This is a genomic window from Variovorax sp. BGA-UO-ETr-C22, from assembly GCF_059567965.1.
The window spans coordinates 702,699-727,814 of record NZ_JCAQPA010000011.1 but is presented as its reverse complement, the minus strand read 5'-3'; the positions used below and the strand labels follow the sequence as shown (position 1 = coordinate 727,814).

Annotated in this window: 26 protein-coding genes; 14 read left to right on the top strand and 12 right to left on the bottom strand. The window is 68.6% G+C overall.

The annotated features are described in order from the left end of the window. Window positions 1-37: 37 nt before the first annotated feature. From AC57B8_RS23320 to AC57B8_RS23305, 4 genes are read left to right on the top strand one after another with little or no spacing between them, the layout of a single operon-like run. On the top strand, window positions 38-838 hold the full coding sequence (locus AC57B8_RS23320; protein ID WP_496480892.1) for a DUF3106 domain-containing protein: 801 nt from the start codon (window positions 38-40) through the stop codon (window positions 836-838). A 12-nt stretch (window positions 839-850) separates the two neighbouring features. Next, on the top strand, window positions 851-1,411 hold the full coding sequence (locus AC57B8_RS23315; protein WP_159271609.1) for an RDD family protein: 561 nt from the start codon (window positions 851-853) through the stop codon (window positions 1,409-1,411). Further along, window positions 1,408-1,806, top strand: a complete 399-nt coding sequence (locus tag AC57B8_RS23310) for a diacylglycerol kinase (protein WP_062481435.1) — start codon at window positions 1,408-1,410, stop codon at window positions 1,804-1,806. Before AC57B8_RS23315 ends, AC57B8_RS23310 begins: the two co-directional genes overlap by 4 nt. A gap of 31 nt (window positions 1,807-1,837) precedes the next feature. Next, entirely contained in the window at window positions 1,838-2,428 is a 591-nt protein-coding gene (locus AC57B8_RS23305) for an LOG family protein (protein WP_070060919.1), read from the top strand. A 173-nt stretch (window positions 2,429-2,601) separates the two neighbouring features. Here the strand turns inward: AC57B8_RS23305 and AC57B8_RS23300 are convergent, their stop codons facing one another. Further along, window positions 2,602-2,940 (bottom strand): P-II family nitrogen regulator, encoded by a 339-nt coding sequence (locus tag AC57B8_RS23300; protein ID WP_056580191.1) that lies wholly within the window; start codon window positions 2,938-2,940, stop codon window positions 2,602-2,604. Next, entirely contained in the window at window positions 2,937-4,634 is a 1,698-nt protein-coding gene (locus AC57B8_RS23295; protein ID WP_496480891.1) for an NAD+ synthase, read from the bottom strand. Before AC57B8_RS23295 ends, AC57B8_RS23300 begins: the two co-directional genes overlap by 4 nt. A 19-nt stretch (window positions 4,635-4,653) precedes the next feature. Here AC57B8_RS23295 and AC57B8_RS23290 point away from each other — a divergent pair, with 19 nt between their 5' ends. Together AC57B8_RS23290 and AC57B8_RS23285 are read left to right on the top strand one after the other, a co-directional pair. Next, window positions 4,654-5,814, top strand: a complete 1,161-nt coding sequence (locus AC57B8_RS23290) for a GNAT family N-acetyltransferase (RefSeq protein ID WP_496480890.1) — start codon at window positions 4,654-4,656, stop codon at window positions 5,812-5,814. A gap of 77 nt (window positions 5,815-5,891) precedes the next feature. After that, a complete protein-coding gene (locus AC57B8_RS23285; protein ID WP_159271606.1) occupies window positions 5,892-6,644 on the top strand; it encodes a hypothetical protein in 753 nt (250 codons plus the stop codon). A gap of 41 nt (window positions 6,645-6,685) precedes the next feature. On the opposite strand, the gene ppa is transcribed toward AC57B8_RS23285, so the two are convergent. Further along, complete coding sequence (gene ppa, locus AC57B8_RS23280) at window positions 6,686-7,213, bottom strand: inorganic diphosphatase (protein ID WP_007834256.1); 528 nt, start codon at window positions 7,211-7,213, stop codon at window positions 6,686-6,688. 254 nt (window positions 7,214-7,467) lie between these two features. Between ppa and AC57B8_RS23275 the strand changes: the two genes are divergently transcribed. From AC57B8_RS23275 to AC57B8_RS23245, 7 genes are all read left to right on the top strand, one after another. Further along, window positions 7,468-9,984, top strand: coding sequence for a sodium-translocating pyrophosphatase (locus AC57B8_RS23275; RefSeq protein WP_496480889.1), 2,517 nt, complete (start codon window positions 7,468-7,470; stop codon window positions 9,982-9,984). Window position 9,985: 1 nt separating this feature from the next. Continuing rightward, window positions 9,986-10,354, top strand: a complete 369-nt coding sequence (locus AC57B8_RS23270) for a nuclear transport factor 2 family protein (RefSeq protein ID WP_062481424.1) — start codon at window positions 9,986-9,988, stop codon at window positions 10,352-10,354. 73 nt (window positions 10,355-10,427) lie between these two features. After that, on the top strand, window positions 10,428-11,159 hold the full coding sequence (locus tag AC57B8_RS23265; RefSeq protein WP_492683970.1) for a MerR family transcriptional regulator: 732 nt from the start codon (window positions 10,428-10,430) through the stop codon (window positions 11,157-11,159). Between the two features lie 5 nt (window positions 11,160-11,164). Continuing rightward, window positions 11,165-12,601 carry a TolC family protein gene (locus AC57B8_RS23260; protein ID WP_496480888.1) on the top strand — a complete coding sequence of 479 codons (1,437 nt, stop codon included), beginning with the start codon at window positions 11,165-11,167 and terminating at the stop codon, window positions 12,599-12,601. Window positions 12,602-12,603: 2 nt separating this feature from the next. After that, the gene (locus tag AC57B8_RS23255; RefSeq protein WP_139704104.1) at window positions 12,604-13,590 is read left to right on the top strand and encodes an HlyD family secretion protein; all 987 of its coding nucleotides are present in this window, start codon (window positions 12,604-12,606) and stop codon (window positions 13,588-13,590) included. A 13-nt stretch (window positions 13,591-13,603) separates the two neighbouring features. Further along, entirely contained in the window at window positions 13,604-14,788 is a 1,185-nt protein-coding gene (locus AC57B8_RS23250; RefSeq protein WP_496480887.1) for an ABC transporter permease, read from the top strand. After that, entirely contained in the window at window positions 14,788-15,930 is a 1,143-nt protein-coding gene (locus AC57B8_RS23245; RefSeq protein ID WP_496480886.1) for an ABC transporter permease, read from the top strand. The genes AC57B8_RS23250 and AC57B8_RS23245 overlap by 1 nt, the downstream gene beginning before the upstream one ends. Here the strand turns inward: AC57B8_RS23245 and AC57B8_RS23240 are convergent. Further along, complete coding sequence (locus tag AC57B8_RS23240) at window positions 15,927-16,556, bottom strand: TetR/AcrR family transcriptional regulator (protein WP_496480885.1); 630 nt, start codon at window positions 16,554-16,556, stop codon at window positions 15,927-15,929. The two genes, AC57B8_RS23245 and AC57B8_RS23240, sit on opposite strands and share 4 nt — an antisense overlap. 120 nt (window positions 16,557-16,676) lie before the next feature. Here AC57B8_RS23240 and AC57B8_RS23235 point away from each other — a divergent pair, with 120 nt between their 5' ends. Beyond that, window positions 16,677-17,513, top strand: a complete 837-nt coding sequence (locus AC57B8_RS23235) for a metal-dependent hydrolase (RefSeq protein WP_496480884.1) — start codon at window positions 16,677-16,679, stop codon at window positions 17,511-17,513. Between the two features lie 5 nt (window positions 17,514-17,518). On the opposite strand, the gene AC57B8_RS23230 is transcribed toward AC57B8_RS23235, so the two are convergent. The 8 genes from AC57B8_RS23230 to AC57B8_RS23195 form a co-directional block, all read right to left on the bottom strand. Then, window positions 17,519-18,112 (bottom strand): hypothetical protein, encoded by a 594-nt coding sequence (locus tag AC57B8_RS23230; protein WP_095950214.1) that lies wholly within the window; start codon window positions 18,110-18,112, stop codon window positions 17,519-17,521. Between the two features lie 226 nt (window positions 18,113-18,338). Then, window positions 18,339-18,587 carry a hypothetical protein gene (locus AC57B8_RS23225; protein ID WP_056580179.1) on the bottom strand — a complete coding sequence of 83 codons (249 nt, stop codon included), beginning with the start codon at window positions 18,585-18,587 and terminating at the stop codon, window positions 18,339-18,341. Then, on the bottom strand, window positions 18,574-18,933 hold the full coding sequence (locus AC57B8_RS23220) for a hypothetical protein (protein WP_370680636.1): 360 nt from the start codon (window positions 18,931-18,933) through the stop codon (window positions 18,574-18,576). The genes AC57B8_RS23225 and AC57B8_RS23220 overlap by 14 nt, the downstream gene beginning before the upstream one ends. A 26-nt stretch (window positions 18,934-18,959) precedes the next feature. Further along, window positions 18,960-19,871, bottom strand: coding sequence for a DUF6999 family protein (locus AC57B8_RS23215; protein ID WP_496480883.1), 912 nt, complete (start codon window positions 19,869-19,871; stop codon window positions 18,960-18,962). Continuing rightward, on the bottom strand, window positions 19,855-21,774 hold the full coding sequence (locus tag AC57B8_RS23210) for an iron-containing redox enzyme family protein (RefSeq protein WP_496480882.1): 1,920 nt from the start codon (window positions 21,772-21,774) through the stop codon (window positions 19,855-19,857). The genes AC57B8_RS23215 and AC57B8_RS23210 overlap by 17 nt, the downstream gene beginning before the upstream one ends. Window positions 21,775-21,778: 4 nt before the next feature. Beyond that, complete coding sequence (locus AC57B8_RS23205; RefSeq protein ID WP_496480881.1) at window positions 21,779-22,720, bottom strand: fatty acid desaturase family protein; 942 nt, start codon at window positions 22,718-22,720, stop codon at window positions 21,779-21,781. Then, window positions 22,701-23,474, bottom strand: a complete 774-nt coding sequence (locus AC57B8_RS23200) for a sterol desaturase family protein (protein ID WP_095950217.1) — start codon at window positions 23,472-23,474, stop codon at window positions 22,701-22,703. The genes AC57B8_RS23205 and AC57B8_RS23200 overlap by 20 nt, the downstream gene beginning before the upstream one ends. A 9-nt stretch (window positions 23,475-23,483) precedes the next feature. Continuing rightward, window positions 23,484-25,049, bottom strand: a complete 1,566-nt coding sequence (locus AC57B8_RS23195) for a phospholipase D family protein (RefSeq protein WP_062473093.1) — start codon at window positions 25,047-25,049, stop codon at window positions 23,484-23,486. Window positions 25,050-25,116: the final 67 nt, after the last annotated feature.

The following is a 25,116-nucleotide window of genomic DNA, read 5'->3' as shown; positions in this document are numbered from 1 at the left end:
ACGCCGCTCCGTTTCCCGTGCGAAAGCCCTGCTTCCGTTGCGCCCGCTCCCGGCGGGCGCCGTCGTTTGGGCGGGTGCGCTGGCAGCCGCCGCCTTCGGCCTGACGCTGGCCGATGCACAGACGCTGCCCGAAACCGCCAAGCCCGCCACACAAGCCGCAGCCACCAATGGCGCGGCAAGCCCCAAGGCCGTTGCCACGACCAAGCCCCCGTGGAACGAACTGAGCAATGAGCAGCAGCACGCCCTGAAGCCGCTGGCTTCGCACTGGAACACGCTGAACGCCGGCCAGAAGCGCAAGTGGCTGGCCTTGTCGCGCAACTACGCGAACATGCCCGCCGACGACCAGGTCACGCTGCACAGCCGCATGATCGAATGGGCGGCGCTGAGCAACCAGCAGCGCGCCCAGGCCCGCCTGAATTTCGCCGAGGTCAAGCGCGTGCCTGCCGACGAGCGCAAGCTCAAGTGGGAGCAGTACCAGGCGCTGAGCGAAGAAGAAAAACGCAAGCTCGCCGAGAGTGCCCCGCCCAAGCCCCGCGGCGCCGCCCTGCCGGTGCGCCCGGTCTCGTCGCAAAAACTCGTGCCCGTGCCGGCCGTCACGCCGCCCGGGCAGCACACGCCCCGCATCGTGCCGGCCACGCCCCCCACACCCGTGCTGCCGCCGTCGGCCATCGTGGTGAGTTCGCCGGCGACGCCGCCTGCCGCCGTGGAACGCACCGCCGTGCCGGCCAGCACCGTCATCGCCCCGGCGGCGTCGGCACCGAGCAGCCTCACGCCGCCGCCGGTGCCCGCCGAGGCCCAGGTGCCGGCACCGTCCGCGGCCTCGTCCTCCGCCCCCTGACCGAAGGTTTCGATGGTTTCCAGTTCGCCCGAGGCCTCGGGACCCGGCCAATCGGCCTCGCCCTCTTCATCCACCCCCAACGCTCCCGCGGTGCCTGGCCTGTGGCGGCGCATGGCCTGCTGGCTCTATGAGGGCATGCTGCTGTTCGCGGTCGTTTTCGTGTCCGGCTGGCTGTTCAGCACGCTGGGCCAGATGCGCGACGCCATGGACGAGCGGCGGCACCTGCTGCAGGCCTTCCTCTTCGTGGTGTTCGGCGTCTACTTCGTCTGGTTCTGGGCCAAGGGCCAGACGCTGGCCATGAAGACCTGGAACATCCGCATCGTCGACCGCCACGGCCGGCCCGTCAGCCAGGGCCGCGCACTGGCGCGCTACCTGCTGAGCTGGGTGTGGTTCCTGCCGCCGCTGGCCGCCATCGCCCCGTTCAAGCTGTCGGGCGGCGAATCGACCGTCCTGATCTTCGGCTGGGTCGCCATCTGGGCGCTGCTGGCCCGTTTTCACCCCGAGCGCCAGTTCTGGCACGACGCCTGGGCCGGTACGCGGCTCATCACCTCCAAGCCGATGAGCCGCCAATGAGTGCCCTGCCCGACCCCGCCGTGAACCCGCAGAAGGCCCGCAAGGGCTTCGAGCGCGTCTGGCACGCCACCCTGATCTCGCTGCACGGCCTGCGCGCCGGCTGGAGCGAGCCGGCGTTCCGCCAGGAAGCCATCCTGTCGATGCTGATGATCCCGGCCGCCTTCTGGCTCGGGCGCAGCTGGGTCGAGGTGGCGTTGCTCGCCGGCAGCGCCATCCTGGTGATGATCGTGGAGCTGCTCAATACGGCGGTGGAAGCCGCCATCGACCGCATCGGCCCCGAATGGCACGACCTCTCCAAGCGCGCGAAGGACATGGGCAGCGCCGCTGTCCTGCTGTCGCTCACGCTGTGCGGCGGCATCTGGGCCGCGGCCCTGTGGCAACGCTTCGTGTCATGAGCGGGTCCGCCGCCTGCGGCATGATCGCAGGATGACCCCTGAATTTTCGATTTGCGTGTATTGCGGCTCGCGCCCCGGTGAGCGCCCCGAGTTTTCCCAGGCCGCCCAGGCCGTGGGCCAGTGGATCGGCAGCCACAATGGCCAGCTCGTCTACGGCGGCGGCCGCACCGGCCTGATGGGCACGGTGGCCGAGGCCACCCGCCAGGCCGGCGGCCGTGTCGTCGGCATCATCCCCAAGGCCCTGGTCGACAAGGAACTGGCCAACCCCCTGTGCGACGAGCTGCACGTGGTGGACACCATGCACGAGCGCAAGGCCATGATGGGCGAGCGCGCCGACGCCTTCCTCGCGATGGCGGGCGGCATCGGCACCTTCGAAGAACTGTTCGAAATCTGGACCTGGCGCCAGCTCGGCTACCACGACAAGCCGACCGGCATCCTCAACACCGCCGGCTACTACGACGGTCTGCTGAGCTTCCTGGCGCACAGCGTGCGCGAGGGCTTCATGGGCGAATGGCAGATGGACCTGGTGCGCACCGGCACCGACGTGCCCGAACTGCTGACCGCGCTGCGCGCCGAAGTCCCCCTGCACCCCCGCGACGACAAGCTCTCAGAAAACCTCTGACCCGAAAGCCCCAAGAGCCTCGGGGCCCCATTCCAGCGAACACCGAGGAACCGGCTCCGCCGGGCCTCAGGTGTTGCCCCCGGTAGGGGGTTGGCGAAGCGACACGAAGTGTCGCGTAGCCTGGGGGAGAACGCAGTGCACGACACGAAGTGCGCGCAGCCTGGGGGCGAGCTCTAGACTGCGTTTTCGTTTTCTTCGCCGGTGCGGATGCGCACGATGCGCTCCACCTCGGTCACGAAGATCTTGCCGTCGCCGATCTTGCCGGTGCGCGCCGAGCTCACGATGGCCTCGATGCAGCGCTCCACGTCGCTCTCGTTGACGACCACTTCGACCTTCATCTTAGGCAGGAAGTCGACCACGTACTCGGCGCCGCGGTACAGCTCGGTGTGGCCCTTCTGGCGGCCGAAACCCTTGACCTCAGTCACCGTGAGGCCGGTGACACCCACCTCGGCGAGGGCTTCGCGCACGTCCTCGAGCTTGAAGGGTTTGACGATGGCGGTGATCTGCTTCATGGTTTTTGTGCTCCGGCGGTTTCGTTGAACTTGCTGGTGATAGGGTAACGCCAATCCTTGCCGAAGCTTCGGTGGGTGACCCGGATGCCTACGGGCGCCTGGCGCCGCTTGTACTCGTTGATCCTGATGAGCCGCGCAACCCGCTCGACCACCGCGCGGTCGTAGCCCGCGGCAATGATCTCGTCGATGCCTTCATCGTCCTGCATGTAGCGTGCCAGGATGCCGTCCAGCACATCGTAGGGCGGCAGGCTGTCCTGGTCGGTCTGGTCGGGGCGCAACTCGGCGCTCGGGGGCCGCGTGATGATGCGCTCGGGAATCGGCGCCGCGCCGGTGCCATAGGGGTCGTGGGCATTGCGCCAGCGCGCCAGCGCGAACACCGTGGTCTTGAGCAGGTCCTTGATGACCGCAAAGCCGCCCGCCATGTCGCCGTAGAGCGTGCAGTAGCCGGTGGCCATCTCGCTCTTGTTGCCGGTGGTCAGCACGATGGCGCCGAACTTGTTCGACAGCCCCATGAGCAGCGTGCCGCGGATGCGGGCCTGGATATTCTCCTCGGCCGTGTCTTCCGGCCGGCCCGCGAACTCCCCGGCCAGCGCGGCCTTGAAGGACTCGAAGGTGTGCTTGATCGAAATCTCGTCATAGCGCACGCCCAGCCGGCCGGCCATGTCGCGCGCGTCGATCCAGCTGATGTCGGCCGTGTAGGGCGACGGCATCATCACCGCGCGGACCTTGTCCTTGCCCAGCGCGTCCACCGCGATCGCGAGCACCAGCGCCGAGTCGATGCCGCCCGACAGCCCCAGGATCGCGCCCGGAAAACCGTTCTTGCCGATGTAGTCGCGCACGCCGAGCACCAGCGCGTCCCACAGCTGCGCCTCGGCGTCGCGCGGCGCGGCGATGGCTAACGGGTCGGCCACGACGGCGACGCCGCCCTGCGCCCCGCGCGCGAGCTCCATGAAGACCAGCCGCTCGCGAAAGCTCTCGGCCTGCGCGGCCAGCGCGCCGTCGGCCTGCAGCGCGAACGAGGCGCCGTCGAACACCACTTCGTCCTGCCCGCCCACCAAGTGTGCGTAGACCAGCGGCAGGCCCACGGCGCGTGCGCGGTCGGCCATGCGCGCCACACGCTCGCCTTCCTTGCCGACGTGGTACGGCGAGGCGTTGATCACCGCCAGCACCTCGGCGCCGCCGGCGCGCGCCAGCTCGGCCGGCGCGTCGAACCAGGCGTCCTCGCAGATCAGCAGGCCCACCGACACGCCGCCCGCCTCGAACACGCAGGTGCCCTGCCCCGGCGTGAAGTAACGGCGCTCGTCGAACACCTGGTAGTTCGGCAGCTCGCGCTTGGCGTAGGTCTCGAGGATGCGGCCTTCCTTGATGACGCTGGCCGCGTTGTGGCGCAGCTGCACGGCCACAGATCGGCTGCGCAGGCTGCCGCCGCTGGGATGCCCCACCACCACGACCATGTCTTTGAGGTCGGCCAGCGCGGCGGCGATGCCTTTCACGGCATCATCACAGGCTTCGGTGAAGGCGGGACGGAGGAACAGGTCCTCCGCCGCGTAGCCGGCAATCGAGAGTTCGGGTGTCAGCAGAAGGCGCGCGCCTTGCGCGTAGGCCTCGCGTGCGGCGCCGACGATCTTCTGCGCATTGCCGACGAGGTCGCCCACCACAAAATTGAGTTGCGCGATGGCGAGCTTGAGCGTCATACAGAAGGAAGAAAAAGGCTTGAACGATTATGTCATTCGGGTTCTGGCGTCGCCGTCGGACATCGACCCGCAAGCCTGGAACGCCCTGCTCGCCGCGCAGCCCGAACCCTCGCCCTTCATGCGCCACGAGTACCTCGCCGCGATGCACGACAGCGGCAGCGCCTCGCCCGAGCGCGGATGGACACCGCAGTTCGTCACGCTCTGGCGCGGCGAGGTGCTCGAAGCCGCCTGCGCGCTCTACCTCAAGGACCATTCCTACGGCGAGTACGTGTTCGACTGGGCCTGGGCCAACGCCTACGAGCAGCATGGGCTCGCCTACTACCCGAAGGCCGTGGTGGCAGCGCCCTTCACGCCCGTGCCCGGCGCCCGGCTGCTGGCACGCGACGCGCAAAGCCGCACGCTGCTGGTGCAGGCGCTGGTGGCCGTCTGCAAGGAACAGGAACTTTCGTCTTTGCATCTGCTGTTCGGCGCCGACGCCGACATCGCCGCGTGCACCGAAGCCGGGCTGATGCTGCGCCACACGGTGCAGTTCCACTGGACGAACACGCAACCCGGCTACACCAACTTCGACGCATTCCTGGCAAGCCTCTCGCACGACAAGCGCAAGAAGATCCGCCAAGAGCGCCGCAAGGTCGCCGAGGCCGGCGTCAGCTTCCGCTGGTCGCGCGGCACCGACATTGCCGCCGCCGACTGGGATTTCTTCTACCGCTGCTACGAACGCACCTACCGCGAGCACGGCAACCCGCCCTACCTCACGCGCGATTTCTTCCAGCGCATGGCCGACACGTTGCCCGAGGCGTGGCTGCTGTTCGTGGCGGAGCGCGACGGGCGCCCCATCGCGACCAGCCTGATCGCGCTCTCCACCGATGAAGCCCAGCCGCTGGTGGCCTACGGCCGCTACTGGGGCGCGCTGGAGCGCGTCGATTGCCTGCACTTCGAGGCCTGCTACTACCAGCCCATCGCCTGGTGCATCGCGCACAACGCGGTGCGCTTCGAAGGCGGCGCGCAGGGCGAGCACAAGATGGCCCGCGCGCTGATGCCGGTGCGCACCACCAGCGCCCACTGGCTCGCGCACCCGTCGTTCGCCGATGCCGTCGAGCGCTTCCTCGAGCGCGAAGGCGCGGGCATCGAGAACTACATGGACCACCTCGGCGAACGCAGCCCGTTCAAAGCGACCTGAGCGGCGCGGGAGCGCCGGGGGCTGCTATAAAGCCGCCCGGCACTCAAACAACCACCCACAACACACAGGGAGCACCGATGCCATTCGTCGGACTGGGACTGCACATCCTCATCGCGCTGTACTTCGCCGTGCATGCCATGCGCCACGGCAAGCAGATGTACTGGCTCATCATCCTCTTCAGCTTTCCGCTGCTCGGCAGCATCGTGTACTTCGTGGTCGAGTACTTGCCGGCCTCGCGCATGCAGCGCACCGCGGGCAAGGTGGCGAACGCGGCCATCGGCTTCATCGACCCCGAGCGCGAGTACCGCGCCGCCGCCGAGGCTTACGACCTCGCGCCCACGGCGCAGAACAAACTGCGCCTGGCCAAGGCCGCGCTCGACCGTGGACAGGCGGCCGATGCCGTCGGGCACTATCGCGACGCACTGAAAGGCCCCTTCGCCTCCGACCCCGAGCTGCAGTTCGGCCTGGCCAGCGCCCTTATCGCCGAAGGCAGCCCGGCCTCGGCCCGCGAAGCGTCGCAGGCGCTGCAGAGCTTGCGTGCCACGCGCGACGACTACCGCAAGGACGAGGTCGCCGTACTGAACGCCCGCGCACTGGCCGCCGAGGGCCGCACGCCGGAAGCGCGCGAAGCCTTCGAGGCGGCGCTGAGCACCTACAACACGGTGGAAACGCGCGCCCGCTACATCGCGTGGCTGGCGCAGCAAGGCGACACCGCCGGTGCGCAGCGCCATTGGAACGAGCTGCAGCAGGCGGCGCGCCACTGGAACGCGCATGCGCGGGGCGTCAACCGCGAATGGATGCGGCTGGCCGGGGATGCGGTCCGGGGCTGACGGCCCGGAGCATCCAGGCCGTTTCTTTCAAGCGAAAGAAATTACTTCTTGTACGCGGCGATGCCGTCGAGAACTTCCTTCTTGGCGGCGTCGATGCCTTCCCAGCCCAGCACCTTGACCCACTTGCCGGCTTCCAGGTCCTTGTAGTGCTCGAAGAAGTGGCTGATGGCCTTCAGGCGCATCGGGTTCACGTCGTCGACCGACTTCCAGTGGCTGTAGATCGGCAGCACCTTGTCGGTGGGCACGGCCAGCACCTTGCCGTCGACGCCGGCTTCGTCTTCCATCATCAGGATGCCCAGGGGGCGGCAGGGCACGACCACGCCCGGCAGCAGCGGGTACGGAGCGATCACCAGCACGTCGACCGGGTCGCCGTCGCCCGACAGGGTCTGCGGCACGTAGCCGTAGTTGGCGGGGTAGTACATGGCCGTCGTCATGAAGCGGTCCACGAAGATCGCGCCCGATTCCTTGTCGACTTCGTACTTGATCGGGTCGGCGTTCATCGGGATTTCGATCACGACATTGAATGCGTCGGGAACGTTCTTGCCGGGGGAGACTTTGTCGAAGGACATGACGTTTTTCGAGTAGTTGAAAAGTATGAGACGGATGGGGACAAACCCGGAGTTTACTTTCCGTGTCACGGGCCGGTCGCACGCGTGTGTGTTTTTGCCTGTAAATTGCAAGCGTTGGCCAATCGGCTCCGCACCTTCGGTGCAGCGAGCTTCGAGGAAGCAACGCGGCGGAGAACATGGTCCCGTACGCGTTGCGCGCAGGGCCCAGGCTGTCCGTCTCCACAAGTCACAACGAACGAATGGAGAAGCAAAGCATGAGCGGCAACACCCCCCTGATTCTTGCCATCGTCTGCGGCCTGGTGGCCGTGGGCTACGGTTTCTGGGCCCGAAGTTGGATTCTCGCCAAGGACCCGGGCAACGCCCGGATGCAGGAAATCGCCGCGGCCATCCAGGCTGGCGCCTCGGCCTACCTCGCCAAGCAGTACACCACCATCGCGGTGGTCGGCGTGGTGCTCGCGGTGCTCATCGCCCTCTTCCTCGACCTGACCACGGCCGCCGGCTTCGTGGTCGGCGCGGTGCTCTCGGGCGCCTGCGGCTTCATCGGCATGAACGTGTCGGTGCGCGCCAACGTGCGCACGGCGCAAGCCGCGACCCAGGGCATCGGCCCGGCGCTCGACGTGGCGTTTCGCGGCGGCGCCATCACCGGCATGCTGGTGGTGGGCCTGGGCCTCTTGGGCGTGACGGGCTTCTACTGGTTCCTGGCCGGCAGCGCGCCGAAGGCGGACCACAGCCTTGCAGCCATCCTCAATCCGCTGATCGGCTTTGCCTTCGGCTCCTCGCTGATCTCGATCTTCGCGCGCCTGGGCGGCGGCATCTTCACCAAGGGCGCTGACGTCGGCGCCGACCTGGTGGGCAAGGTCGAAGCCGGCATTCCGGAAGACGACCCACGCAACCCGGCGGTGATCGCCGACAACGTGGGCGACAACGTCGGCGACTGCGCCGGCATGGCGGCCGACCTGTTCGAGACCTACGCGGTGACGCTCATCGCCACCATGGTGCTGGGCGCGCTGATGGTCACGGCGGCCCCGCTGGACGCGGTGCTGTACCCGCTGGCGCTGGGCGGCGTGTCGATCATCGCGTCGATCATCGGCTGCTTCTTCGTGAAGGCCTCGCCGGGCATGGTCAACGTGATGCCGGCGCTCTACAAGGGCCTGGCGGTGGCGGGCATCCTGTCGCTGATCGCGTTCTGGTTCGTGACCAGCTGGATCATTCCGGACAACGCCATTGCCGCGAGCGGCAGCCAGCTGAAGCTGTTCGGCGCCTGCTTCGTGGGCCTGGCGCTCACGGCCGCGCTGGTGTGGGTCACCGAGTACTACACCGGCACGCAGTACAAGCCCGTGCAGCACATCGCGCAAGCGTCGACCACCGGCCACGGCACCAACATCATCGCGGGCCTGGGCGTGTCGATGCGTTCGACGGCATGGCCGGTGATCTTCGTGTGCATCGCGATCCTGGCCTCCTACGCCCTCGCGGGCCTGTACGGCATCGCGGTGGCCGCGACGTCGATGCTGAGCATGGCCGGCATCGTGGTGGCGCTGGACGCCTACGGCCCCATCACCGACAACGCCGGCGGCATCGCCGAGATGAGCGAGTTGCCCGCCAGCGTGCGCGACATCACCGACCCGCTGGACGCGGTGGGCAACACCACCAAGGCCGTGACCAAGGGCTACGCGATCGGCTCGGCCGGCCTGGCCTCGCTGGTGCTCTTTGCCGACTACACCCACAAGCTGGAGAGCTTCGGGCTGAACATCAGCTTCAACCTGAGCGACCCGATGGTGATCGTGGGCCTGTTCATCGGCGGCCTGATCCCCTACCTCTTCGGCGCGATGGCCATGGAAGCCGTGGGCCGCGCGGCCGGTGCGGTGGTGGAAGAAGTGCGCCGCCAGTTCCGCGAGATCCCCGGGATCATGGAAGGCACCGGCAAGCCCGAGTACGGCAAGGCCGTGGGCATGCTGACCGGCGCGGCCATCAAGGAAATGATGATCCCCTCGCTGCTGCCGGTGGTGGTGCCGATCCTGGTCGGCCTGGTACTGGGACCGAAGGCGCTGGGCGGCCTGCTGATGGGCACCATCGTCACCGGCCTGTTCGTCGCCATCAGCATGTGCACGGGCGGCGGTGCGTGGGACAACGCCAAGAAGTACATCGAAGACGGCCACCACGGCGGCAAGGGCTCCGAGGCGCACAAGGCGGCCGTCACCGGCGACACCGTGGGCGACCCCTACAAGGACACGGCCGGCCCGGCGGTGAACCCGCTGATCAAGATCATCAACATCGTGGCGCTGCTGATCGTGCCGCTGGTGGTCAAGTTCCACGCCGGCGATGCGGCAGCGGCCGTGCCGACCAAGGTCGAGACGCCGCCTGCAGCCACCGCACCCGCCGCGATGGCGCCGGCGGCCACGCCGGCCGCCACCCTCGCCTCGGCGGCCGTGGGGGCCACCGAAGCCGCCGCGGTGAAGGTCGAAAACGGCATCGTGAAGTTCTACTTCGCGAGCGCCAGCGCCGAGGTCGCGCCCAACGCCAAGGAGGCGCTGTCCGAGGTCATCAAGGCCGTGCAGAGCGGCAGCACCGTGCTGGTGAGCGGCTACCACGACGCCAGCGGCGACCCGGCCAAGAACGCCGAGCTGGCCAAGCAGCGCGCCATGGCCGTGCGCGACGCCATCAAGGCGGCGGGCGCGCCCGAGGACAAGATCGAACTTGCCAAGCCCGAGCAGTCGCAGGCCGATGGCCCGGCCTCGGAAGCACGCCGCGTCGAAGTGAAAGTGAAGTCCTGACATGCCCACGCCCGCCCGGCTCGAAGCCTTCATTGCCGCCGTCGAAGGCGGCGCGCATGCCCAGGTCATCGAAGATTTCTACACCGAAGACGCCACGATGCGCGAGAACCAGGCCGAGCCGCGGCGCGGGCGCAGCACGCTGGTCGCGCAGGAAAGCGCCGTGCTCGCGCGCACCGAGTCGGTGGCATCGACCTGCGTGCGGCCGGTGCTGGTGAACGGCGACCACGTCGGCATCCACTGGATCTTCGAGTTCACGTTCAAGGGCGGCGGGCGCATGCGCATGGAAGAGATCGCCTGGCAGCGCTGGGACGGCGAGCGCATCGCCGAAGAACAGTTCTTCTACGACCCGGCGCAGCGCAAGCCGGGCTGAGGATGCCCCGCCCGGACCGCGCGATCCGGGCTGGTTTTATGCAACATTTTCGATGTAACATTGAGACTGTCACATGAACGCATCCGCCGCCACACCCGATTCCACGGCCCCGCAGGACCTCTCCATCGAGGCCCTGGCGGCGCGCACGGGCGTCACGGTGCGCAACATCCGCGCCTACACCACGGGCGGCCTGCTGCCGCCGCCGCGGCTGCAGGGCCGGCTCGGCCTGTACGGCGCCGACCACGTCCAACGCCTGGCGCTGATCCGCGAACTGCGCGAACAGGGCTTCGGCATCGAGGCGATCCGCCGCATCTTCACGCGCGCGCCGGCCTCCACCTGGCCCGACCTGCTGGCCGTGGCCCGCTCGGTGTCGGGCAGCCTGTTCGCCGAAGAAACGCCCGTGGTGGTGTCGGCCCAGGCGCTGGCCACCAAGTGGCAAGGCCAGATGACGCCCGCCCTGCTCGGCCGCGCCACCCGCGCCGGCCTCATGCGCGAACTGCCCGACGGCCAGGTGCAGGTGCTGAGCCCGGCGCTCGGCCAGGTCGCCGAACAGCTGGCCGCGCTCGGCCTGCCGCTCGAAGCGGTCATCGGCATGCAGGAAACCATGGTGCGCACGCTGCGCACCGTGGCGCGGCGCTGGCTGCGTACGCTGGCCGACAGCCTGCTCTCCGGCGACACCCTCGACGCCGGCCGCGCCGCGCAGCTGCTCGAGAAAGCACGGCCGCTGGCCACCGGGGCGGTGCAGGCCGCCTTTCCCGTGATCCTGCAGCAGGAGCTCGACGCCCTGCTGCACAAGACCGCCTGATGCCGATGACACGACCTCGCCTCGCCCTTCTTCCGTCCCTGCTGCTCTTGCCGGCCTTCCTCGGCGGCGCGGCTTTCGCGCAGCAGCAGGCCCGCGGCGACACCACCAGCACGCTGGCGCTGAGCTTCGACGCCGCGCGCCAGCGCATGGTCGAGCGCTCCGACAAGCTGGCCGCCGCGCGCATCGCCGTCGAGGCCAAGGAACTGCAGAGCGAAGGCGTCAAGCGCCTGGGCGGGCCGGTGGTCAGCATCTCGGGGCTGGCCTATGCGTACAACGCGAACCTGAACCTCGACCTCGACCCGCTCAACCAGAAGCTCGGCCAGATCGGCTCGTCGCTGCCGCCGTCGATCCAGAGCTTCGTCTCGCGCGTGCCGATTCCGCAGCTGCCCAACAGCTACACGCTGAACCGCCACGACACCGGCGCCAACGCCTCGGTGTCGGCCGTGTGGCCGCTCTACCTGGGCGGCGCGACCGACGCGGTGCGCGGCTTCGTCTCGGCGCAGGCGCGCGAGGCCCAGGCCGACGCCGAACAGGCCGGCCACGAGGTCGACACGCTGCTGGTGCAGCGCTACTTCGGCGCCCAGCTCGCGCAGCGCGCCGCCACGCTGCGCCTGCAGGCCGAGCGCACCATCGCACAACACGACGCGGCCGCGCAGAAGATGCTCGCGGCCGGCATCATTTCGCGTGTCGAGCGGCTGCAGGCCAGTGCCGCGTACGAAGAAGCGCGCCGCAACGCCCGCAAAGCCGAGAACGACGCCGCGCTGGCGGGCGTGGCCCTGGCGCGCACGGTGCGCGCCGAGGGCAGCGTCACGCCGCAGACGCCGCTGTTCCTCATCAGCGCGCCGATCGAACCGCTCGGCCACTTCATCGATGCGGCGCTCACGCGGCATCCGGGTCTGGGCAAGGTCGCAGCCAAGAAGGCGCAGGCCGAGCAGCTGCACGAGGGCGAAGAAGCCCTGCGCCGCCCGCAGGTGATCGCCTTCGGCACGCGCGAGATCAAGAGCGGCAACGCCGACTGGGTGGCCGGCCTCGGCGTGCGCTGGACGCTGTACGACTCGGTCGACCGCAACGCACTGTCGGCCGCCTCGCACAAGCAGGTCGAACAGGCCGAGCGCACCGACCTGCAGGCGCGCAGCGACATCTCGCTGCTGGTCGAACGCAACTGGCGCGCGCTGGACAACGCGCGCCGCCAGTACCTCGAGATGAAGGTCTCGGTCGAGCTTGCACAAGAGGTGGTCAAGCTGCGCACCGCCGGGCTGCGCGAAGGCACCAGCACCACGCTCGACCTGATCGACGCCGAGACCAACCAGGCCAAGGTGCTGACCGAACGCGCGCAGGCCGCCAACGACTACGTGCAGGCGCTCGCGCAGCTGCTCGAGAGCGCGGGCCTGTCCGAGACTTTTTCCGACTACATCGCGCGCGCCGACGTGAAGGTGAACTGACCATGATGAGTGCCAAGACCCGCCGACTGATCGCCATCGCCGCCGCACTGCTCGTGCTGGTGCTGCTCGCCTGGGGCTTCTGGCGCGCCGCGCAGCCGGCGCCCGAGGTGTTCCAGGGCCAGATGGAAGCGCGCGAAACCGACGTGGCCGGCAAGGTCACGGCCCGCATCGCCGAAGTGGCCGTGAAGGAAGGCGACCGCATCCAGGCCGGCGCCCTGCTGGTGCGCATGGACAGCCCCGAGGTGCGCGCCAAGCTGGCGCAGGCCACCGCCGCCGAACAGGCCGCGCAGGCCGTGGCCGACAAGGCGCAGAACGGCGCCCGCCCGCAAGAAATCGAAATGGCGCGCATGCAGTGGCAGCGCGCCGAAACCGCCGCCCAGCTCGCACAGACCTCGTTCCGCCGTGTCGACGGCCTGGCGCGCGACGGCCTCGTGGCCGACCAGAAGCGCGACGAAGCCGAAGCCAACTGGAAGGCCTCGCGCGACGCCGCCGTGGCGGCCAAGGCGCAGTACGACATGGCGCGCACCGGCGCCCGCCCCGAGGACAAGGCCGCCGCCAACGCACAGGCGCGGCAGGTGGCCGGCGTGGTCGCCGAGGTGGAAGCCGCCAAGGCCGAGACCGAGCTGCGCAGCCCGGTCGCCGGCGAAGTGGCCAAGGTGCTCGCCAAAGTCGGCGAACTCTCGCCGCAGGGCGTGGCCGTGGTCACGGTGGTCGACCTGAACGACCAGTGGGTGGTGCTCAACGTGCGCGAAGACCGGCTGGCCCGCTTCGCGCTCGACAAGGAATTCGACGCCCGCCTGCCCGCCCTGCCCGAGGACCGGCGCACCGCCCGCTTCAAGGTCTACTACAGCGGCGTGCTGCCCGACTTCGCCACCTGGCGCGCCACGCGCGGCGGCGCCGGCTTCGACGTGCGCACCTTCGAGGTCCGCGCCCGGCCGCTCAAGCCGATCGAAGGCGCGCGCCCCGGCATGAGCGTTCTGGTCGACTGACGCCGCACCCGTCATGAGCCTGCGCGGCTTTTCCACCGCCAGCGCCCGGCGCGAATTCGCGCTGCTGCGCACGCGTCCGTGGGATCTGGCCATGATCTCGTGGGTGCCGCTGCTCGCGGTGTTCCTGATCTGGTGGGTCTTCTCGGCCGGCCTGCCCGAGCGCCTGCCGATCGGCGTGCTCGACCAGGACCACTCCGCCCTCTCGCGCCAGCTGGTGCGCTTCCTGGACGCCACGCCCGGCCTGCGCGTGGCGCAGCAGTACGCCGACGAAGGCGAGATGCAGCGCGCGCTCACCAGCGGCGCCGTCGACGCGGCGGTGCAGCTGCCGCGCGAACTGAGCCGCGACGTCAAGCAGGGCCGCGTCGGGCAGGTCGTGCTGCTGCACAACGCGCAGCTGGGTACGCATTCGAGCCTGATCCAGCGCGACGTGCGCACCGCCGTCGCCACGGTGTCGGCCGGCGTCGAACTCGCGGTGCGCAACAAGCGCGGCGAGTCGATGAAGGCCGCGCGCGTCAGCATGGACCCGGTCAAGGCCAGCATGGTGGCGCTGTTCAACACCTCGACCGACTACGAGCAGTTTCTCGGTGCCGCGCTCATTCCGGCGCTGCTGCACATCCTCGCGATGACGGCCGGCGCCTGGGCCGTGGGCCGCGAGCTGCGCGACCGCAGCCTGGGCGGCTGGCTCGGCGCCGCGCCGCGCTGGCCCGAGGCGCTGGCCGCGCTGGCGGGCAAGCTGGCGCTGCCGTTCGCGAGCCTGTCGGCGGTGGGCCTGGCCGCCATGCTGTGGATCACGGCAGGCCGCGGCTGGCACCCGGTCGGCTCGGTGGGATGGACGCTGTTCGCGCTGATGGTGTTCCTGGCGCTGTCGATCGCGCTCGGCGCCTTCGTGGCCAGCCTCACGCGCTCGCTGCGCACCGCGCTGTCAGCCACCGGCTTCATCACCGCGCCGGCCTTCGCGTTCGGCGGCGTGGGTTTTCCGCTGGTCGCCATGCCGGTGCTCGCACAGCTATGGGCCGGCCTGCTGCCCTACACGCACTACATCCGCGTGCAGATGGAGCAGCTGCAGATGGGCGCGCCCCTGGCCTACTCGGCCGCCACGCCGCTGTGGATGGTGGTGGGCACCGCGGTGCTGCTGGCCGTGTCGGCCACACTGCTGGTGCGCGCGGCCGCGGCGCCCGAGACGTGGGGAGGCCGCTGATGAGCGCGCGCATCCAGGGCTTCGCCGCCGCCTGGCGCGACACCGCGCTCGGCGTGCTGCGCGACAAGGGCGTGCTGCTGATCATGCTGCTCGCGCCCATCATCTACGGCTTCTTCTACCCGTGGCCCTACGGCACGCAGGCCGTCACGCGGGTGCCGGTGGCGGTGGTCGACCAGGACCACAGCGGGCTGTCGCGGCAGATCGCGCGCTTCGCCATGGCCAGCCCGCGGCTGGATGTGCGCATGGTCACGTCCGACGTGCACGAGGCGCAGCAGGCGCTGTGGCGCGGCGAGATCGAAGGCTATGCGCTGCTGCCAAAGGACCTCAAGCGCAACGTGCTGCGCGGTACGCCGGCGGTGGTGAGCATCGAGGGCAACGGCGCCTACGCGCTGCTGAACAAGGCGGTGCTGTACGGCTTCTCGGAGGCGGTGGGCACGGTGTCGGCCGGTGTCGAGATCCGCAAGCTGCAGGCCGGCGGCCAGAGCGCGGTGCAAGCCGCGCGCAGCCGCAGCCCGCTCAACACGCAGCTGGTGGCGCTGTTCAATCCTACCGAGGGCTACGGCAGCTACGTGGTGCCGGCGGTGGCACTGCTGATCCTGCAGCAGACGCTGCTGATGGGCGCCGCGATGCTGGCCGGCACCTGGGCCGAGGCCGGCCGGCTGCGCGCCGGCATGGGCGCGTGGCTGGGGCGGCTGGGCGCGCTGTCGGGCTTCGGCGTGCTGAGCGGCCTGTTCTATTTCGGCTGGGTGTTCTTCCTGCAGGACTACCCGCGCGGCGGCAATCCGTTCGGTGCGCTGGTGCTGCTGCTGTTCTACGTGCCGGCGATCTGCGTGCTCGGCCTGCTGCTGGGCTGCTGGTTCCGCGACCGCGAGCGCGCACTGCAGGTGCTGCTCTTCACTGCGCTGCCGATGGCTTTTCTCTCGGGCTTCTCATGGCCCGTCGAGGCCCTGCCCGCGCCGCTGCAGGCGCTGCGCTGGCTGTTCCCGAGCACGGCGGGCATCCAGGCTTCGTTGCGGCTCAACCAGATGGGGGCGCCGCTGCACGACGTGCTGCCGTACCTCGGGGCACTCGCGGCGATGGTGGTGGTGGGGCTGCTCGTGCTGTGGGCTGCGGCCACGCCGCGCCACAACGAACGCGACTAGCGTCGGCTGTCCGCCGCCACGGCGCGCACCAGCCGCGTGGCCGGTGCCACCAGCTCGCGCAGGTCACCCACGCGGTCCTGCTCGATGGCCTGCAGCACCAGTTCGTTGATGCCGCCCACCACCGTCATCGCCATCTGGCTGCTCATGTGCGCCGCGGGCACCTCGCCTGAATCGCTGCTGTTGATCGCCACCTGGATGAAGTTGGCGATCTCGCCGTTCACGCGCCGCCGCGCCGCCAGGCCCGGCAGACCGAGCCCGAGGATCTCGACGAACAGCGTGCGCAGCAGCACCGGGTCTTGCGCGAGGTAGTCCATGTAGGCGGTCATCGCCTGCTCCACCTGCGTGTGCCAGGGCTGGGCCGGGTCGAAGGCCTCGCTCACGGCCTGCAGGCCGAGCCGGCTGGCCGTTTCGTACAGCGCGATCAGGCACTCGGTCTTGGTGCTGAAGTGCTCGTAGAACGTGCGCCGCGACACGGCGGCCTCGCGCACGATGTCGGCAATGGTGGTGTCGGCGTAGCCCTTGGCCGCCACGGCATGCGCCATGCCCTGGAGCAGCCGCGCGTAGTGCTCGCTGGGCGCGCCTTCGGCGGCATCGGGCGTGGCGGTTTTGTCGATGCTGGCAGTCATGTGCGATTCATTTTCCTACGCCTTGGTACTTGACAGTACCAGTTCACAATTGCACCATGGCGGCACGCGGTACGGATCTGTACCAACCTTTGTGCCCACGACCTCAGGAATTGCCTTCCCATGACCGAACTCGTAGTCCGCCGCCTGCTGATCGACCTGCAACCGCCCTTCTCGCGCGACTGGTGCGGCGGCGATGCCTTTTCGACGGCTTTCTTCAACGCCTTGTCGATGAGCTTCCCCTTCGGCGAGCAGTTCTTCATCGACGCCGTGCGCGATGCCATGGCCACGCTGCCGCCCGAGGTGCAGGAGCGCTACCGCGCCGACGTGCGCGGCTTCATCGGCCAGGAGGCGACGCACCGGCGCATCCATTCGCTGTTCAACGCGCACCTCGAGCGACAAGGCCTGGTCGATCGCTGGACCGCGCGCGCCAGCCAGCGCATGGAACTGATGGACGGCGCCGATCCGCGCCACGCGCTGGCCGTGACGGCCGCTACCGAGCACTTCACGGCCATGTTCGCCGAGTGGCTGCTGGCCCGCCCCGAGATCCTCGATGGCGCCGAGCCCCGGCTGCGCACGATGTGGCTGTGGCACAGCGCGGAAGAGCTGGAGCACAAGAGCGTCGCCTTCGACATCTACAAGGCCGCGGGCGGCTCCGACGAATGGCGCACGCGCTGGTTCCGCCGCGTGACGGTGATGTTCCTCGGCGACCTGATGCGCCAGACGGTCGACAACCTGCGGCATGAAAAGCAATTGTGGAAGTGGGCCACCTGGAAGAGCGCCGCGCGCATCCTGCTGGGCCGCGGCGGCCTGCTGCGGGGCAATCTCGCGGGCTGGCGCCAGTACCTGCGCAGCGACTTCCACCCCGACCAGCAGGACAGCAGCCTCTCGGCGCGCTGGCTGGCCGACAACGGCGCGCAGTTCACGCCCGTGGGCGCGCCTGCAGCCACGTCGGCCTGAGTTCGTCAGTAGATGCTGGCGCGGTGCGGGCTCAACGCGCCCGCCTGCGTCGGCTGCCCGTCGGCGCGCAACGTGAGGTCGTGCAGCGTGTCGAAATCGGACGGCGCATCGGGCACGCGCATCACCACTTCGAGTTCGTGCATCGAGGCCACCCAGCGCCCTGCCGGCGATTCGGCCGGTTCGTCGTTGGCGAACACACCGTCGCGGATGTAGAGCGTTTCGCCTTCGGGGCGCTCGCTGTGCAGCTCGATCAGGCGCGCGATCGAGAAGTTGTAGGTCACGAGCTTTTCGCGCGTGCGGCGGTCCTTGCCGCCGCAGTTGAACGAGCCCTCGGCCGCAATCACGATGCAGGAGCCGTCCACCCCGCCGTCGATCGCGATCTCGTTGCCCGAGCGCCAGATGGCGTTGGGCAGGCGCACGCGCACCTTGTCGATCACGAGGTCGCGTTGCTTGTTGAGGGCTCCCAGCGGCGGCACCAGCGAGCGCAATTGGCGCAGGCGCTCGGCGAAGTTGTCGTCCATGAGGAATTCGACATGATGCGTGGCGCTGCCGGACGAGCGCTTGACGACCTGCATGACGACGTGACGTGGCTTGTTCACAGCTCAGGCCCTCCACGCAGAGAAAAATCCACGCCCGCTGCGGGGCACCGATCGCCTTCTTGCTGGATTTGAGTGGTCATCGGCTACAAATTAGAACTTTAGATTAAATGCAATTACTTGCATCATTTGTGTCCAACTGTATATCGATTGCGACCGGGATGGAAGGCAATCGACGACATGCCGATGAGGCCATGTCGCCAACGCGACGCGGCGCCGTGCTAGGCGCTCAGCTCGACGATGCTTCGGCCTCGAGGGCCTCGTCGAGCGCCTTGCACGAAGGCGCGCAGACGGTCTGCGACTTGCCCAGCACCTGGCGCGTGCGCAACTGCGAACGCACGCGGTGCTTGCCGCACATGAAGCAGGACATCGTGGCCCCGCTGAACGACGCCGAGGCGCGGAACGGCGAACCCGGCGCCTTCGATTTGTAGCGCAGCCCGTCCGCCACCACTGCCGTTTTCACTTCACCCTTGGCCATGCATCTTGTCCTTGTTCGATTCGTCACCGCGCATGGCGCGGGCAATGGCTTCCCTGGCTGCGCCTTCGGCGGCCAGGGAAACGTCCAGCGCCGAGCGGCAAAGGCCGGCGTGCTGGTAATTCATATTTTCGTAGACCTCGGAGGCGGCCGGATAGGCATCGAGCAACTGGCCCAATTCGGCACCGGGCTCGACGTCTTCGAATTCATGCACCAGGTGCTCGACCACCGAGCGGTACTGCTCGGCACCAACCGGCACGGCGCTGTGCTCGAGCCTCTCCAGCAGTTGAGCCAGCACGTGGGTCACTGCCAGATCGGTCTTGGGAGACGGATTTCGGGTCGTGTTCATGGTTTGCATGTGGGGACAGCATACCCCTATGCAAGGGGCGGGTCGCGCGGAAGTGTCTCTGCCGTCATGGCCTCCTGCGCCGCTCGCATGCGTTGGAGCAGGCTGTGAAGCATTTCGGTCGACAGGCCGTGGATCACCAGCCGGTGCCCGGCCCGCAGGGTCGACAGCGGCACCAGCGGATGCTTGTTGTTGACCAGGATCAGGTGCTCCGGCGCGTTCAGGATCGTCGCCGCGTAGATGCCGATGGTTTCGTCCAGTTGCAAGGAGTTGGCGGCGCGCCAGAAATCGTTGTCGGTCAGCATCAGCTGGTACAGCGGCGTGAACAGCTCGATGGCGCTTTGCAGGTCGAGAAAATTGAGCTTGCCCTGGGGCATGTCTTCCAGCCGCAACGCCGGCGGCTGGATCATCGAGAAATCGACCTGCTCGGCCTTGCACAGCGCCAGCCCCTTGTCGCGCAGCGCCGTATTCAGCCGGATCACAAAGTTGAACAAATTCAGGTCGTGCTTCAGGAACATCTCGTCCTTCAGCGCGTCGATGTCGGCCGGTTCCAGCGGCGACGTGCCCACGGGCGCGGGCGAGTTGCGCCCGATGAAGGCCAGCACCTGCGAGCCCAGGTGAAAGTGCCGCAGGATCAGCCAGTTCGCCTCGGGCGACACGAAGCGCTTGAGCCCCCACGCCAGAAAGCGGTGCAGCAGCACCGAGTGCGACCAGTTGCGCGGCACGAACACCTTCACGATCTGGATCAGGATGATCGTCAGCCGCGCAATCGGCCGCAGGAACGGCAGCAGGTACTGGCGCGAGGCCGAGCTCGAATCGGCCAGCCACGCGGCCTTCACGTCGTCGGGCAGCGGCGTGCTCTGGTCGAGGTACAGCGCCAGCCACGGGCTGGGGTCGCGCTCGTCGTGCGCCTGCTTCAGGAATTCAGGGGTTCGATCCATGGGGCATTCGTTCGGTGATGTGCTGGAACTGCATCAGATACAGCGCCGCCGTGTGGCGCGCGGTGTCGGCAATCTGGCGAGCGGCGCGGGCCTGTCCTTCCACGGCCATCACCATCTCGACCGCGGCCAGCCAGCGGTTCAGGTGGTGCTCGTCGTTGTGGCCGTGGTACTCGAGGAAACGGAAGGCGTCGGGCGGCAGCTTCAGGCTGGCTTTCAGCAGCGGCAGCAGCGCCGGCACGATGCGCTGGCCTGTGCCTTCGATGATGTAGATCGCGCCCAGAAGGCCGATCGGGTCGCGCGTGGCGGCCAGGCCGTGCAGGTAGGCGTTGAGCGCCTCGCCGCCGGGGTTGCGGCGCAGTTCGTCGATCGATTCGACCGTGCCGCCGGCCTTGCGGTAGTCGCTGAAGAGGATGTTGAAGTCGTTCTGCTCCTCGCCCGCGTGCACGTCGATCAGCGACGACAGCATGCGGTACGGCTCGCTCAGCGAGGCAGCGCCTTCACGCATCCACAGGCTGCCTTCGCGCACCTGCGGCACCCACTGCTCCATCCAGTTCAGGTAGTCGGGCACGGCAAAGCGGCGCTCGCGGATCTGGCGGATCAGCGGCGTGCGCCACACGCGCGAGCGGTAGTCGTGCCAGATGGCGGCCAGCTCGGTCAGCAAGGCGCCCAGACCCTCGGGCGCAGCGGCCGGGTCGTGCGGCGGCGCAATGACGAGGTCGTCGTCGGGCGCCACCGCCGCCGCGCGCGGCGCGATCACGACGGGCGCCGCATCGACGGCCTCGACCTCGAGCAGCATGTACGCCGCCATGAAGCGCCCCGACTCCGGCACGTAGCAGAAGATCTGCTCGCCCGGCTTCAGCGTCTTGGTGTGCAGGAACTCCGCCAGCATCACGAGGATCGACGCCGCGCCCGTGTTGCCGCGCCACGCGAGGTTGCTCCACCAGCGTTCGCGCGGAATCGCCAGGTCAGCCTTGGCCATCAGGTCTTCGACCACCGGGATGAATTTTTCCGACGAGTAGTGGCACAGAAAATGGTCGACCCGCTTCGGATCGACCCAGCCGTCGCGCACCAGGCCGGCGTACTCGTGGATGCCGATGTCGAACAGGTGCGGCAAGAGCCGGATGTCCTGGCGCAGCGACAACGCGCCGGCCGCCTCGGCCTCGGCCCACGAGCCGAAATCGAGATGCCCGCGCGCGCGGTCTTCGGTGAGGCCCAGCTGCATGCACACCGGGTAGTCGCCCGAAAAGGCGCGCTGGTGCACCCACTTCAGCTTCAGGCGCAGCCCCGGCTTGCCGGCCAGCGCGGGCGTGCCGTCGGACAGCAGCAGCGCGCCCGCGCCATCGGACAGCATCCAGCGCAGGAAGTGCGAGTCGAAATCGGTCTCGTAGCCGCGCGCGGCAAAGCGCGAGCGCTTGAACAGGCGCGACGGCATTTCGCTGGCCACCGCCAGCGCCGAACGGTGCGCGCCCAGCTCGATGCCCTGCGCCGCCGTCTGGATCGCCGACACGCCGGCCGCGCAGATGCCGTGCACCGAATGCGTCTCCATCGGCTGCGCCGCCAGCTCGCCCTGGATCATGTTGGCGAAGCCGGGCATCAACGTGTCGCCGCCCGAGGAGCCGCTGGCCAGCAGCGACACGCGCGACAGCTCGGCGCCGCCGCGCTGCAGGCAGTCGCGGATCGCGCCGGCCGCCAGCTGCGCGTTGGTGTGGCGTGTCACGCCTTCTTCGTCGATCGCGTAGTGCCGCGTGAGGATGCCGTTCTCGGCCAGGATGCGGCGCTTGATGCGCTCCGACATGCGGTTGAGCGGCGCGATGTACGCGTCCATGCGGTCGTTGGGAACAGGCTCGCCGGGCATGAAATAGCCGGCGCTTTCGAGGTACACGCGTTGGAATGAAACGGGCATGGGTTCAGGAGATGGGTGAATCGGGAGGCATCAGCGAGCGGCTGCGAAAACGCGGCCACACGATCCCCAGCACGAAGACGCGCACCATGTACGGCACCAGCCCGCCCTCGTTGAGCGCGGGTGCCACCTGCGCGCGGTAGCGCGTGTGATGCAGGTGCGTGAGCTCGGACCAATGGGCATGCGGGTTCTCGTGGTGTGCGGTGTGCAGGCCGATGTTGAACAGCAAGGGGTTCACCAGCCCCTCGAAATTGCGTGCGTAGTTCAGCTGGCTACCGCGGGTATCGCCGGATGCCTCCTTGCGCGGCGTCTTGCGTCCGTCGGCGTGCGCGTGCTGCAGGTAGTTGGTGGCCAGCAGCCAATGCAGGCCGTGCAGCTGCGGCACGATCACGAACAGCAATGCCTTGCGCCAGTCGATCGCCAGCAGCACGGTCCAGCTGGCCAGCCACAGCGCGTACTGCGCCATGCAATAGCGCCAGGCGCCGCGGTGGTGCCGGTGCAGGCGCGCGAGCCAGCCGACGAACAGCGGCATCAGCACCCACACGGCCTGGAACGGATGCAGCAGGTAGCCCCACAGGTGGTTGGTGTCGCCGCCGAAGCGGTAGGTGCGCGCCACATCCTTCGGCCCATGGCGATGGCGATGGTGGTTGGCCACATGCGCGGGCCAGAAGACGAAGGTCGGGTGGCCCTGCAGCAGCGTGATCCAGAAGTCGGTCAGCCGGTTCATGCGCCGACCGCGCCACATGCGCAGGTGCACGTGGTTGTGATGGATCACGCCGATGCCGAGCGTGAGGAACAGCATCAGCGCATACAGCACCACCTGGAAACCGTGCACCCACTGCCACGCCGCCAGCGCGGGCAAGGCGACGAGGTACGCCAGGCTTTGCCAGTCGCGCCAGTGGCGCAGCCGCGGCAGCCGATGGCGCGCGTCAGGCCGTCGTGGCGCCATGCTTCTTTCGAAAAGCCTGGAACAGCGGCTCGGCCGCGTCGGCCGCGATGCGCGTGCGGAACAGCCGGTCCATGAAGGTGAACTGGAAGCCGTAGTTGCCGTTGTGCACGGCATGGTGCAGATGGTGCCGGCGGCTCGCGGCGAACCAGTGGCTGTACGACACGCCGGGCACGAAGTCGTAGTTCGAATGCCCGACGCAGTTGAAGAACAGGCTGAACACCGGCACCGACGCCAGCGACCAGAAGCTGAAGTCGTGCAGCACCATCGGCAGCAGGATCACGTTGCCGAGCATCAGCGCCTCGATCGGGTGAAAGCTGTAGGTGGCCCACGGCGTGGTCACGAACGAGCGATGGTGCGGCCCATGAAAACGCCGCAGCCAGCGCGTGTGCAGCAGCCGGTGGTTGAGCCAGAAATGCACGTCGTTCCACACCGCGAGCACGAGGATCTCGATGCCAATGCGGCGCCAGCCCGCGTCGGGCTCCAGCCGCGCCCAGCCCAGCTGCAGCAGCCCCCACGGAAACACCATGCCCAGCCCGAAGATCAGCACCGAGATGCCCGACTGCGTGAGCTCGCGCCGCAGCTGGCCGGGCTGCAGCGGCCGCGGATCGAGCGCGCGCCCGATGCCCAGCGCCGGCAGCACGCGCTTCGTGAGCAGCCAGGTGAGCGCGCCGAAACCCAGGTAGATGCCGCCGAAGAACAGCAGGCCCCACAGCATGACCTGCGGGGCCGAAAGAGAAGTGAAGGTCTGCGCCATCCCCCGAGGCTACAACAGCATCTCGGGCACCAGCGGGGAGATCAGGGTGTTGTACAGGCGCTGGAAGAAACCCGACTCGGGTTCCGAGGTGAGAATCACCTCTTTCTCGCCGTCGTTCGTGAGCCACTCGAGCGTGCCGCCCTCCTTCGACAGCCGCAGCCGGTACGAGTTCTGCAGCTTGCTCACATGGATGATGCGCAGCATCTCGCGCGCCAGCTGCGGGTTGTCGACCACCACGCCCATCTCGGTGTTCTGGCTGGCCGAGCGCGGGTCGAGGTTCATCGAGCCGATGAAGATGCGCGTCTTGTCGATGGCGGCGGTCTTGGCGTGCAGCCGGCCCAGCGAGTTGCCGAAGCTGCCGAAACGCATGCTCGCGGTGGTGCGCTGCGGGCTCAGCTCGTACAGGTCGGCGCCGCCTTTCAGCAGGCGCTCGCGGTATCGCGCGTAGCCGGTGTGCACCAGCGGCTCGTCGTTGGCGGCCAGCGAATTGGTCAGCAGCGTGAGCTTGACCTTGCGCTTGGCCAGGTCCTCGAAGGCCGCCATGCCGCGCTCGCCCGGCACGAGGTAGGGCGAGGTCAGGTCGACCTCGGTCTTGGCGTCGAGCAGCAGCGCCCAGACCTTCATCGTCACGCTGGTGGCAATGGCGTCCTCGGCTGTCAGCGTCGTGGGCTTGGAGGGCGGGTCGGCGATGGCGCGGGCCTCGCCCCACAGCAGGCCCATGCGGCCGCCGTCGAGCTCTTCGGCGATGGGGCCGTAACCGAGGATGTCGGAAGGCGGCAGCACGACCTTCGGCGGCGGGCCCGACATGCCGATCTCGGCATCGAAGGTGGCGGCGCCGGCCTCTTTGCGCACGATCTCGGCAATGGGCCAGATCTGGTCGCTGTTCCAGTAGGCGTCGAAGATGGACTCGAGCTGCGGCACCACCTTGCCGACCACCAGCGCGTCCATGTCGATGAAGTTCTGCGCCTCGCTCAGTACGAAATACTCGTCGGCGATGTTGCGCCCGCCCACCACCGCCATCGCGCCGTCGGCGATGAAGAGCTTGTTGTGCATGCGGTGGTTGAGCCGGTGGATGTCGAAGATCGACACCACGAAGCGCGAGAGAAACCCGTCGCGCGCGCAGCAGAACGGGTTGAACAGGCGCACCGACACATTGGGCGTCTCGGACAGCGCCAGCAACAGCTGCTGGCTCTTCACCGTGTACAGGTCGTCCACCAGCACCCGCACCTTCACGCCGCGCGCCGCCGCCTCGCGCAGCGTGCGCAGCAGCAGCCGGCCGGTGGCGTCGTTCTCGAGCTGGTAGTACTGCACCACCAGCGAGCGCTCGGCGCGCTGCGCGAGCTGCAGGCGCGCGTCGAGCGAGTACACGCCCAGCGGCATCAGCCGGAAGCCCGAATGCTCGCCGGGCGGCGTGGAGGCCGCGACGATCTTCGCGAGCGCGGTGCCCGGGTCGGCGGCGGCGGCGTGTTCGGCCGGGCGTTCGCGCGCCGGCGGCAGCGAGCCGCACGCGCCGAGCAATGCCAGCAGCACGCCGGCCAGCGCCGTGCGCAGAAGAGATCGGGCCCAGGCGTTCATGGTCGGGTTCCTCTTGTCGTTGTGGATGCCACTGCCCTGATGTACGCCGGTCCTCCCGCGGCGGTTT